This is a genomic window from Streptomyces sp. NPDC002092 (genome assembly GCF_053593775.1).
On sequence record NZ_JBSFDG010000005.1, the window covers coordinates 400,303 to 411,606 of the forward strand.

The 11,304-nt window shown below is 70.6% G+C and carries 13 protein-coding genes; 8 read left to right on the top strand and 5 right to left on the bottom strand.

All coding sequences use genetic code 11. From position 1 onward, the window contains the following. Window positions 1–128 precede the first annotated feature (128 nt). From ACWCRD_RS14465 to ACWCRD_RS14495, 7 genes are all read left to right on the top strand, one after another. Window positions 129–608: an Lrp/AsnC family transcriptional regulator gene (locus tag ACWCRD_RS14465; protein WP_115907901.1), complete on the top strand. Its 480-nt coding sequence runs from the start codon at window positions 129–131 to the stop codon at window positions 606–608. 21 nt (window positions 609–629) lie between these two features. Then, window positions 630–1,277, top strand: coding sequence for an ABC transporter permease (locus ACWCRD_RS14470; protein ID WP_450966157.1), 648 nt, complete (start codon window positions 630–632; stop codon window positions 1,275–1,277). After that, a complete protein-coding gene (locus ACWCRD_RS14475) occupies window positions 1,270–2,505 on the top strand; it encodes an ABC transporter ATP-binding protein (RefSeq protein WP_450966158.1) in 1,236 nt (411 codons plus the stop codon). Before ACWCRD_RS14470 ends, ACWCRD_RS14475 begins: the two co-directional genes overlap by 8 nt. Beyond that, window positions 2,502–3,335, top strand: a complete 834-nt coding sequence (locus ACWCRD_RS14480) for an ABC transporter permease (protein ID WP_450966159.1) — start codon at window positions 2,502–2,504, stop codon at window positions 3,333–3,335. Before ACWCRD_RS14475 ends, ACWCRD_RS14480 begins: the two co-directional genes overlap by 4 nt. Next, the gene (locus ACWCRD_RS14485) at window positions 3,332–4,294 is read left to right on the top strand and encodes a glycine betaine ABC transporter substrate-binding protein (RefSeq protein ID WP_450966160.1); all 963 of its coding nucleotides are present in this window, start codon (window positions 3,332–3,334) and stop codon (window positions 4,292–4,294) included. Before ACWCRD_RS14480 ends, ACWCRD_RS14485 begins: the two co-directional genes overlap by 4 nt. A gap of 65 nt (window positions 4,295–4,359) precedes the next feature. Continuing rightward, window positions 4,360–4,602, top strand: coding sequence for a hypothetical protein (locus ACWCRD_RS14490; RefSeq protein ID WP_450757220.1), 243 nt, complete (start codon window positions 4,360–4,362; stop codon window positions 4,600–4,602). Then, complete coding sequence (locus tag ACWCRD_RS14495) at window positions 4,599–5,036, top strand: TA system VapC family ribonuclease toxin (protein ID WP_450966161.1); 438 nt, start codon at window positions 4,599–4,601, stop codon at window positions 5,034–5,036. The genes ACWCRD_RS14490 and ACWCRD_RS14495 overlap by 4 nt, the downstream gene beginning before the upstream one ends. Window positions 5,037–5,052: 16 nt before the next feature. Here ACWCRD_RS14495 and ACWCRD_RS14500 read toward each other — a convergent pair whose 3' ends face one another. From ACWCRD_RS14500 to ACWCRD_RS14510, 3 genes are read right to left on the bottom strand one after another with little or no spacing between them, the layout of a single operon-like run. Beyond that, the gene (locus ACWCRD_RS14500) at window positions 5,053–5,844 is read right to left on the bottom strand and encodes a YlbL family protein (RefSeq protein ID WP_450966162.1); all 792 of its coding nucleotides are present in this window, start codon (window positions 5,842–5,844) and stop codon (window positions 5,053–5,055) included. A gap of 21 nt (window positions 5,845–5,865) precedes the next feature. Further along, entirely contained in the window at window positions 5,866–6,996 is a 1,131-nt protein-coding gene (gene menC, locus ACWCRD_RS14505; RefSeq protein ID WP_450966163.1) for an o-succinylbenzoate synthase, read from the bottom strand. Beyond that, a complete protein-coding gene (locus ACWCRD_RS14510) occupies window positions 6,993–7,763 on the bottom strand; it encodes a chorismate synthase (RefSeq protein ID WP_450966164.1) in 771 nt (256 codons plus the stop codon). The genes menC and ACWCRD_RS14510 overlap by 4 nt, the downstream gene beginning before the upstream one ends. 123 nt (window positions 7,764–7,886) lie before the next feature. Between ACWCRD_RS14510 and ACWCRD_RS14515 the strand changes: the two genes are divergently transcribed. Further along, a complete protein-coding gene (locus ACWCRD_RS14515; protein ID WP_450966165.1) occupies window positions 7,887–9,437 on the top strand; it encodes a PucR family transcriptional regulator in 1,551 nt (516 codons plus the stop codon). Here ACWCRD_RS14515 and dapE read toward each other — a convergent pair. Then, entirely contained in the window at window positions 9,409–10,512 is a 1,104-nt protein-coding gene (dapE, locus tag ACWCRD_RS14520) for a succinyl-diaminopimelate desuccinylase (protein WP_450966166.1), read from the bottom strand. The two genes, ACWCRD_RS14515 and dapE, sit on opposite strands and share 29 nt — an antisense overlap. 123 nt (window positions 10,513–10,635) lie before the next feature. Further along, window positions 10,636–11,277, bottom strand: a complete 642-nt coding sequence (locus tag ACWCRD_RS14525; protein ID WP_450966167.1) for an IclR family transcriptional regulator — start codon at window positions 11,275–11,277, stop codon at window positions 10,636–10,638. Window positions 11,278–11,304 lie beyond the last annotated feature (27 nt).

Genomic DNA, 11,304 nt, shown 5'->3' on the forward strand with positions numbered 1-11,304 from the left:
AGCGGCAGCCTCATCCCCATACGGCAAGGTGCGCAATAGTTTCTTTTTTTGCTGGGCAATCTGTTCAGTCAGTGGCGGGGATTCCCCGGACTTCTGTACAGGATGACCACCAGACCAGGGAGGCGGCTGTGGCGATCGACCATCTGGACGGCCGGATCATCGTGCTGCTGGCGCGGGAGCCGCGGATCGGGGTCCTTGAGATGTCCCGGCGGCTCGGGGTGGCGCGCGGGACGGTGCAGGCGCGACTTGACCGGCTTCAGTCGAATGGCGTCATCCGCGGGTTCGGACCACAGGTGGACCCTGCCGCCCTCGGGTACCCCGTCACCGCCTTCGCCACCCTTCAGATCCGGCAGGGCCAAGGGGCCGACGTCCGGGCGCACTTGGCGACCGTGCCCGAGGTGCTCGAACTGCACACCACCACCGGCAGCGGGGACATGCTGTGCCGGCTGGTGGCCCGCTCCAACGCCGATCTCCAGCGGGTCATCGACCTGGTTGTCGGTTTTGATGGCATTGTCCGGGCCGCCACCGCGATCGTGATGGAGAACCCGGTTCCGCTGCGGATCATCCCGCTGGTGGAGCAGGCGGCCCAGGACGTCGAGAGGACCTAGCCGACGGCCGGGGGTGAGCGGGTGAGCTTCTGGGAGTACTTGGGCAACCGGCACCAGCAGCTGCTCGCCGACGCCTACCAGCACGCCAGTGCCGTGTTCCAGTGCATGGTCGTGGCGACCGTGATCGGCGTACTGATCGGGATCGTCACCTACCGCAGCGGCTGGGCCGGCAGCCTCGCGACCACGAGCACCTCGACCATCCTGACCATTCCCTCGCTCGCCATGATCGGTCTGCTCATCCCGATCGTGGGCCTGGGCGTGCCGCCCACGGTGATCGCGCTGACGCTGTACGGGCTGCTGCCGATCGTGCGGAACTCGATCGTGGGCCTGCGCGGGGTCGACCCGTCGCTGGTGGACGCCGCGCGGGGCATCGGGATGTCCCGGCTGATGCGGCTGGTGCGGGTCGAGCTGCCGCTGGCCTGGCCGCCGATCCTGACCGGGATCCGGGTCTCGACGCAGATGCTGATGGGCATCGCCGCGATCGCCGCCTACGCCTCGGGGCCGGGCCTCGGCAACGAGATCTTCCGCGGTATCGGCTCGCTGGGCAGCAAGAACGCGCTCAACCAGGTCCTCGCGGGCACCCTCGGGATCATCGTCCTCGCGCTGCTGTTCGACGCCGCGTACGTCCTGATCGGACGGCTGACCATCCCCAGGGGGATCCGTGTCTGAGGCCACCCATGGGGCGACGATCGAGCTGGAGAACCTCTCCAAGCGGTATCCGGGCACCCCCAGCCCCGCCGTCGACAACGTCAACATGGAGATCAAGGCGGGCGAGCTCGTCATCTTCGTCGGCCCGTCCGGATGCGGTAAGTCGACCACGCTCAAGATGATCAACAGGTTGATCGAGCCGACCGGGGGCCGCATCCGGATCAACGGTGAGGACGTTACCGACATTGATCCGGTCAAGCTGCGCCGCAAGGTGGGCTATGCGATCCAGTCGGCGGGGCTGTTCCCGCACATGACGGTCGCCCAGAACATCGCCCTCGTACCGAAGATGATCGGCTGGCCCAAGGCGCGGATCCGCTCCCGGGTGGAGGAGCTGCTCGACCTGGTCGGTCTCGACCCGGTCGAGTTCCGCGGCCGCTATCCGCGGCAGCTGTCGGGCGGGCAGCAGCAACGCGTGGGCGTGGCGCGGGCGTTGGCGGCCGATCCGCCGGTCCTGCTGATGGACGAGCCGTTCGGCGCGGTCGACCCGATCACCCGCGACCACCTCCAGGACGAGCTGATCAGACTGCAGCACGAACTGCACAAGACGATCGTGTTCGTCACCCACGACTTCGACGAGGCGATCAAGCTGGGCGACCGCATCGCCGTGCTGCGCGAACGCTCGCACATCGCACAGTTCGACACCCCGGAGGCGATCCTCACCAACCCGGCGGACGACTTCGTGTCCGGTTTCGTGGGCGCGGGAGCCGCCCTGAAGCGGCTGAACCTCACCCGCGTACGGGACGTCGAGATCACCGACTACCCGACCGTCACCCTCGACGACCCGCTCCAGGAGATCTTCAACCGGCTCCGCGGCAGCGGGACCAACGAGATCCTGCTGCTCGACAAGCGTGGCCGCCCCTACAAATGGCTCAGGCGCGGCGACCTCATGCGCGCGCGGGGCTCGCTGGCCCGGGCGGGCACGCTGGTGAACGACACGGTGACCAGGGACGCCACGCTCCGGGACGCCCTGGAGGCGGTCCTCACCGACAGCGCGGGGCGGGTCGCGGTGACCGGGCGGCGCGGCGAGTACGAGGGCGTCGTCGACGTGGAGACGCTCATGAACTCCGTGCACGAGCTGATGGAGGCGGACCGGCTGGAGGCGCTGGAGGCCCAGCACGAGCTGGAGGAGCTACGGGCCGCCCAGACGCACGCCGAGCAGGAGGGCCCCGGCGGGGTGACCAAGGCATGACCATTCCCGAGCTGGAGGAACCCGAGCAGGACGAACAGGAGGCGGCCCCGCCGGAGACCGAGGCCCCGCCGCCGGCGCCGGTCCCCCGGAAGTCGCGTGTCACCTGGCAGAAGCTGACCTTCCTGCCCGCTGTGATCGTCGCCGTACTCCTCGCGACCTGGCTGTGGTTCCGTCAGGCCGACCTCGACCCGATCTCCGAGAACGCCCTCTCGGGCGGCCAGGTCTCCCAGGCCCTGTGGCAGCACGTCAAGCTCACCGTGATCTCCACCTTCTTCGTGCTGATCATCGCGATCCCGCTGGGCATCCTGCTCACCCGCAGGGCGTTCCGGAAGGCGACCCCGGTGGCGATGACGATCGCCAACATGGGCCAGGCGACCCCCGCGATCGGACTGCTGGCCCTGCTGGTGATCTGGCTGGGCACCGGCACGAAGGCGGCCCTGATCGGCATCATCATCTACGCCGTGCTGCCGGTCCTCTCCAACACGATCGCCGGCCTCAAGGCCAACGACCCGACGCTCCTCGAGGCGGCCCGCGGCATCGGCATGTCCCCGCTGGGGGTGCTGGCCAGGGTGGAACTCCCGCTGGCCGTACCGCTGATCCTCGCGGGCGTCCGTACGGCACTGGTCCTGAACGTCGGTACGGCGACCCTGGCGACCTTCGGCGGGGGCGGCGGCCTGGGCGTGCTGATCACGACCGGCATCACCAACCAGCGGATGCCGGTGCTGATGCTGGGCTCGATCCTCACGGTCGTCCTGGCGCTGCTGGTGGACTGGCTGGCGTCACTGGCGGAGCTTCTGCTCAGGCCACGGGGGCTGGAGGTGGGGACATGAGACGGCGGCCCGTGTGTCTGCTGCTGGGCCCCGCGCTGGTGGCCGCCTCCGGCTGCGGCCTGCAGAGCGGCTCCCCCATGGTCGACGCCGTGAAGCCAGGTTCCATCGGACACGGCAAGCCGCTCGACGGCGCCCATCTGACCGTCACGTCCAAGTCGTTCACCGAGCAGCTCATTCTCGGTGCGATGATGGGCATCGCCTTCCAGGCGGCCGGCGCGGACGTCCTGGACCGCACCGGCATCCAGGGCTCGATCGGCGCACGCGAGGCGGTCAAGACCGGCGACGTGGACGCAATGTACGAGTACACGGGCACCGCCTGGATCACGTACCAGGGCAACAGCGAGCCGATCGCCGACCCGCAGAAGCAGTGGCAGGCGGTGCACGACGCGGACCTGAAGCACGGCCTGACCTGGCTCCCGCCCTCGCGGCTCAACAACACCTACGCGCTGGCCATGAACCAGGCGAACTTCAAGAAGTACGGCACCAGGACGCTGTCGGACGTGGCCGCGCTGGCGAAGAAGAACCCGGGCGCGGTGACGCTGTGCGTGGAGAGCGAGTTCGCCAACCGGGCGGACGGGCTGCCGGGCATGGAGACGGCGTACGGGATGAGCGTGCCCGCGACGAACGTCACGCAGATGGACACCGGGATCATCTACACCCAGGTCGAGAAGGGGAGCTGCACCTACGGCGAGGTGTTCACCACCGACGGCCGCATCAAGTCCATGAACCTGGCGGTGATGGAGGACGACAAGAAGTTCTTCCCCAACTACAACGTGGCACCGGAGATCAACACCGAGGCCCTGAAGAAGTGGCCGGCGATCGCCGAGGTCCTCGACCCGGTGACGAGGAAGCTGAACAACACGGTGGCGCGGACGCTGAACGCCAAGGTGGACGTGGACGGGGAGGATCCGCATCAGGTGGCGCTGGGCTGGATGAAGGCGGAGGGTTTCGTGAAGTAGGTCAAGTCCGCGCATCATCGATTCACTCTGGCGCATCATGATGCAGTCGACTTACGCTCGTATGCATGAGGACTACCGTCGACCTCCCCGAGGACCTGATCCAGCAAGCCAAGCTGCGGGCGGCGCGCAGACGCGTCACGGTCAGTGCGGTGATAGAGGATGCGCTGCGGGCGTCGTTCGCACGGGATGTGGCGGCGGCGCAGAACATCGTCAAACTCACGACTGATCCCGGCGGCAGAGGGGTGCGCCCCGGCGTCAATCTCGACGACAACGCCTCCGTGCGCGACCTCATGGACGGCCTCGAATGATCATCTGCGATGTGAACGTCCTCGTGTACGCGTTCCGCGAGGACGCCAAGGACCACGACCGCTACCACTCGTGGTTCATCGAGCGGCTGCGGGGCGACGAGCCCGTCGGGTACAACGGGGTGATCGACAGCGGCTTTCTGCGCATCGTCACCCACCAGCGGATCTACCAGCCGCCGAGCGAGCCGGAGCGAGCGATGGAGTTCCTCCGGGACGTGCGCAGCGCACCTGTCGCCACGCCGGTCCAGGAAGGGCCTCGCCACTGGGAGATCTTCGAGCGTCTCTGTCTCAAGGCCGGGGCTCGCGGAAACCTCGTTCCGGATGCATACTTCGCCGCCCTCGCCATAGAGCACGGGGCCACCCTGTACTCCGTTGACCGCGGCTTCGCCCGCTTCCCCGGCCTCCGCTGGCAGCACCCCCTGGAGGACACCGACTGAGCCACCGGGAGCCGGGTCAGCAGCTCGGTACGGAACCCTTCCCCGACTCCAGTGCCACCAGTGCGTTCACCGCGCCCTTCAGCGTGGTCACCGGGACCAGCCGCAGGCCCTTGGGCAGTTCGGACTTGGCGTCGGAGCACTCGGCCTTCGGGACGAGGAAGACGGTCGCGCCGTCCCGGCGCGCGGCCTGCGTCTTCAGGGCCACGCCTCCCACGGCACCGACCGTGCCGTCACCGTCGATGGTCCCCGTACCTGCGATGGTGCGGCCGGCAGTGAGGTCGCCGCCGCTGCCGTTCCCGTCGAGCTTGTCGATGATGCCGAGGGTGAACAGCAGCCCGGCGCTGGGGCCGCCGACGTCGGCGAGCTTCAGCGTGACCTTGACCTTCTTGTCGCTGAGGTGCAGATAGTTCAGGGCGGCCCGGGTCGCCGCGTCCTGGGACTGCTTCATCTGCGCGCTGTTGTGCTGCTCGATCTCCTTGGTGGACTGTCCGCTCGGATACACCGAGTCGTGCGGCATGACGGCCCGGTCCGTGGCGAACCAGGCACTGATCACATCGCCCAGCGAGACATGCGCGTCCGGGTTGGTCGCCTCGATCGTCGTCATCCGCAGCTGCCCGCTCGTCTGCCGGGTCTTCGCCCCCGAGATGGTGATCACCGGGGTGCCCTTGTTGTCCCCCAGCACGTTCGCCGTCAGCCCGGGCTGCGCCAGCGAGAACGGCAGCGGCGCGAAGACCGCGGTGGCGATCAGCGCCACGACGGGCAGGGCACACACAGCGAGGGCCTGGGGGCGTGTGAGGCGAGAGAGCACGGGATCAATCTAACGTGACGCTCACTTCCGGCCAGGTGTCGGTCGGCTCACGTACAGGTCTCGCTTCTCCCTGGTGAACCGCTTCAGTGCGTCCGGCAGCGGTTCGACGCCGATCCCGGGCGCGGTGGGGACGGGCAGGTGGCCGTCCTTGAGGACGAACGGCTCGGTGATGTCCTCGGCGAAATAGCGGCTGGAGGCGGAGGTGTCTCCGGGGAGGGTGAAGCCCGGCAGGGCGGCCAGGGCAAGGTTGGGGGCGCGGCCGATTCCCGTCTCCAGCATGCCGCCGCACCACACGGGCACCCCGTGGGCGTGCGCCACGTCGTGGATGCGGCGGGCCTCCAGATAGCCGCCCACGCGCGCGGGCTTCACATTGACGACCCGGCAGGCCTCCATCGCGATCGCGGAGGCGGTGTCACGGGCGTTGTGAAGGGACTCGTCGAGGCAGACGGGCGTCTGCAGACGCCTCTGGAGCTGCGCATGGGCGTACAGATTGTTCTCGTCCAGCGGCTCCTCGATCAGCAGCAGCCCGAAGGCGTCCAGGCGCCGCAGATGCTCGACGTCGGCCAGGGTGTACGCCGTGTTGGCGTCGACCTGGAGGTGCAGTGCGTCCCCGAATCGCTCGCGGACCGCCCGGACCGGTTCCACGTCCCAGCCCGGCTCGATCTTCAGCTTGATGCGGACATAGCCCTCGGCGAGATAGCGCTCGACGTCGTCCAGCAGGTCGGGGACGGCCTCCTTGATGCCGACGGACACCCCCGCGGGGACCCGCTCGCGCACCGCGCCCAGATAGGTGGCGAGCGGCATGCCGTACGACCGCAGCTCCGCATCCAGGACCGCCGTCTCCAGGGCCGCCTTCGCGAGTTCATGGCCCTTGATCTTCGCCATGGCCGGAGCGAGCGCGGCCACGGTGAGCCGCGGAAGGGCGGCGGTGCGCGGCAGCAGGAAGTCCCGCAGCACGATCTCCGCGCCGGCCACGAACTCCGAGCAGTACCGCGGCTCGGGGTCGGCGGCGAACTCCGACCAGCCCTCCGCCACGTCGGTCACGACATGGAGCAGGAAGGTGTCCTTCGTCGTCATCGTGCCGAAGGACGTACGGAACGGGGTGACCAGCGGGATCTCCACATGGACGATCTCCACGCGTTCCAGCTTCATGCCGTTGCCTCTCTCGAAAGGGTGTACCAGCCGTCACGGGACATCCCCGTCGCCGTGAACCCCTGCGCGAAGGCCTCCGTGAACACCTCACGGACGGCATACCGCCAGCGCAGGGCGAGCTCCGGGTCGGCGGCGCGGAGCCGGACTATGTCGTCCGGTACACGGCACCAGATGTGCCGGCCGGCAGGGTCACGGCGGGCGAGCGTCGCGCCGTCGGGGGCGGTGTGGGTGCCGGGGGCGGTGTCCCGGTCGGTGGTCTCGTACGAGGGGGTCGGCGCCGCCAGCTCCCAGGTCACCGTCAGCCGGTCGCTCTCGTCGCCGTCGTTCACGCCGTCCGACATGGGGCCGTAGAAGTCGACGAGGTACTCGGTGCCGGTGGCGCCCAGCTTGGCCAGGTTGAAGCGGGCGTTGCGGCCGACCAGCGGGTCGAAGGTCCAGCGCATGGTGCGGGCGCCGAGGCCGAGGGCCCAGGCGCGCTGGGCCTGCTTCACGGCGTACCCGAGCCCCCGGTCGGCGGCGGCGACCAGGGAGTACGCGTCCCCCTGCGGCCCGAACACCGCGACCGACGCTCCCGCGAGCCGCGTTCCGTCGTAGGCGGCGTGCACGGCGCCGCCCGCGTGGACGAGGCTGTGCAGCACTTCGGCCGGGTAGGGCGGGGCGCTGCGCGGGGTCTGCCAGACCTCGCTGAAGTAGTCGGCGACGGCGGCGAGGCCGGTGACGTCGTGGACGGTGCGGATGCTCACTCCGGGCGGGCGGTCGAGGGTCATGGGTCGAGTTTCGAGGGGAGGTGACCGTTCCGGGTTGTGCATCTGCACAACGGATACGTACGTTCGTTTCGGAATCGGCCAATCACGATCGTTCGGCCGCGACCCCGCACGTGAGGAGCCCCCATGGACGCCTGCACCCTCGGCGATCTCCTGGACGTCATCGGCGGCCCCGCACTGCGCCTGCACACGGCCCCCGGCGGGCTCGCCGCCCAGGTCACCGAGGTGCTCCTGCACGACGCCCACGCTCCGACGCCGCATGCGCCGGGCGCGCTGCTGCTGGCCGTCGGCGTGCGGGCGGCGGCCGCCGGTCCCCTCGTCCGGGCGGCCGCGGAGGCCGGAATGACCGGCCTTGTCGTACGCGGCCCGGACGGACCGGTCGGTGAGGCGGAGGCGCACGGCCTCGCGCTGCTGTCGGTCGAAGAGGACGCGGCCTGGCACCACGTCCACCTGCTGCTGTCCTCGGCGATCGGCGCCCGGCCCGCACCGTCGGCCGGCGGTCTCGGGGACCTGTTCGCGCTCGCGGACGCGGTAGCGGCGGCGACCGGCGGTGCGACGGCCGTGGAGGACCCGCGCCAGCGGGTCCTCGCCTACTCCACGGTCCCGGGTCAGCCGGTCGACGAGGACCGGCGGCAGAGCATCCTCGGCCTGCAGGTGCCGGCCAGCACACCCAACGGCGAGCAGTACCGGGTGCTGTTCGCCTCCCCCGGGCCGGTACGGATGCCCGCGCTCCGGGACGGCGACCTGCCGCGCCTCGCGGTCGCCGTCCGCGCGGGCGGCGAGACGCTCGGCTCGGTCTGGGTGGTCGACGACGGCACGCTCGCACCCGACGCCGAGGAGACCCTGACGCAGGGCGCGTCCACGGCGGCGCTGCTCCTGCTGCGGGCACGGGCGGCCCAGGAGCTGGCCCGCCACCAGAACAGCGACCTGCTGCGCCGGCTGCTCGACGGCACGGCGGACCCGTCGACCGCCTTCGACCGCCTGGGACTCGAGGGCGCGGTCCGGGTGGCCGCCTTCGTACTGGACGCCGCGAGCCTCCCCGACGCCGAGCAGACCGCCCTGCGCCTGCTGGACGTCGTACGACTGCAGTGCGAGGCGCGTTACGGGCGGCACGCGTGCGTGCTGGTGGACGGGGTGGTCTACGCGGTGCTCCCCGGGCCGGGCGCGCGGCACAAGCGGCTGGCCGAGGACATCGTGGCGCGGGCCGGACAGGCGCTGCGGGTGCCCGTGCGGGCGGCCCTGGGCGAGGTGGTGACTGAGCCTGCGGAGGTCGTGGGGTCGCGGGAGGACGCCGAGCTGGTGCTGCGGGTGCTCGGCCCGGAACTGCCGGTCGCGACGGTGGACGAGGTGCGCCCGCGGGTGACGCTGCTGCGGCTCGCGGAAGTGCTGGGCGAGCGGCGGGAGCTGAGCGCGGGGGCGTGGCGGCGGGTGCTGGCGTACGACGGGCAGCACGGAACCGACTACGCGCGCACCCTGGTCAGCTGGTTCGACGCGGGCTGCGACATGGCGGGCGCGGCGAAGCTGCTCGCCGTGCACCCGAACACCTGCCGCTACCGCCTGAAGCAGGCACAGCAGCACGTCGGGATCGACCTCGACGACCCCGACGAACGGCTGGTGCTGTGGCTTCAGTTGAGGACGCTGGCAGGGCTCAAAGGGCCTGAAGGAGCCACTTCCTGAGGCGTTCCTCGCAGGTAAGCAGGTGCTCGACCGGTACGTACTCCCCCGCCGTGTGTGCCAGCGCCGGGTCTCCGGGGCCGTAGTTGAGGGCGGGTGTGCCGAGCGCGGCGAAGCGGGCCACGTCCGTCCAGCCGAGCTTGGGGCGGGGTGGGGCACCGAGCGCGGACACGAGGCCGGCGAGGCGGTCCAGCCCCGGGAGGGCGCCCGGTACCACTTCGGTGACGCGGACCTCGTACTCGGGGAAGAGCCTGCGCACGTACTCCTCCGCCTCCTGCGGCGAACGGCTGGGGGCGAAGCGGGAGTTGACGGTGATCACGCATTCGTCCGGTACGACGTTCCCGGCGACCCCGGCGCGTACCGCGACCGCGCTCAGGCCCTCCCGGTACTCCAGCCCGTCGATCACGACCCGCTCGGGCGTGTGGTCGTGAAGCCGCTGCAGGACGGGGGCGGCGAGGTGCGCGGCGTTGACGCCCATCCAGGAGCGGGCGGTGTGGGCGCGTGCGCCGCGCACCACGACGTCGGCGGTGAGGACGCCCTGGCAGCCGGCCTCGACGCCCGCGTCGGAGGGCTCCATGAGGACGGCGAGGTCGGCGTCCTCGATCAGGTCGGGGCGTTGGGCGGCTATCCGGTGCAGGCCGTTGCGGTCGCCCTCGACCTCCTCGCACTCGTAGAAGACATAGGTGAGGTCGCGGGTGGGGGCCGGGACGGTGGCCGCGAGGCGGAGGGCGACGGCGACGCCGCCCTTCATGTCGCAGGCGCCGAGACCGTGGACGCGGCCGTCATGGAGCCGGGAAGGAAGGTTCCCGGCGGCCGGGACGGTGTCCAAGTGCCCCGCGAGGACGGCCCGTTGGCGGCGGCCGAGGTCGGTGCGCGCGACGACCGAGTTGCCGACCCGCTCGACGGTGAGCTGGGGAAGCACCCGCAGGGCCGCCTCGACGGCGTCCGCGATCCGGCTCTCCTGCCCGCTCTCGGAGGGAATGTCGACCAGGGCGCGGGTGAGGGCGACGACATCCAAGGTGAGGTCGAGCGGGACTGTCCGCCGCCCGACCTCGGCCCGAATTCTGACTGCGTCCACTGGCCGCCCTCTCCGCCGTTCCGCTGCTTGGACCCGATGATGCGGGCGGACGAGCGGACAGCGGCGAGAGGATCGGCCAGAGACGACGGGAGCGGTTTGGCGCATCGGCCAAACCCTGGCAGCTCAGCGAAGGGCTTCGGCCACCTCCCGGGCCGCGTCGACCACCCGCGGCCCGACCCGCTCCGGCACCGCGTCGGCCAGCATGACCACGCCGACGCTGCCCTCGACCCCGGTGACCCCGAGGAGCGGCGCCGCGGCCCCGCTGGCCCCCGCCTCCAACTCCCCATGCGTCAGCGTGTACCCGCAGTCCCCGGCCGGCTTGGCCCGCGCGGCAAGGATCGCCTTGCCCGCGGCCCCCCGGTCCAAGGGATGCCTGAACCCGGCCCGGTACGCCACGTGATAGTCCGTCCACGTCGGCTCGACGACGGCCACGGCCAGCGCGTCCGCCCCGTCCACCAGCGTCAGATGGGCCGTCGCACCTATGTCCTCGGCCAGCGACCGGAGCGCCGGCAACGCGGCCTCCCGCACCAGCGGATGCACCTGCCGGCCGAGCCTGAGCACCCCCAGCCCGACCCGGGCGCGGCCGCCCAGGTCACGCCGTACGAGCGCATGCTGTTCGAGTGTGGCGAGCAACCGGTACACCACGGTCCGGTTCACGCCCAGTTTGTTGGAAAGCTCGGTGACGGTCAGCCCGTGGTCCGTATCGGCCAGCAGCTTGAGGACACGCAGTCCCCGGTCGAGCGTCTGAGAGGTCTCCGCGGTCACGACGCCCACTCCTCCAAGTGGTGAGGT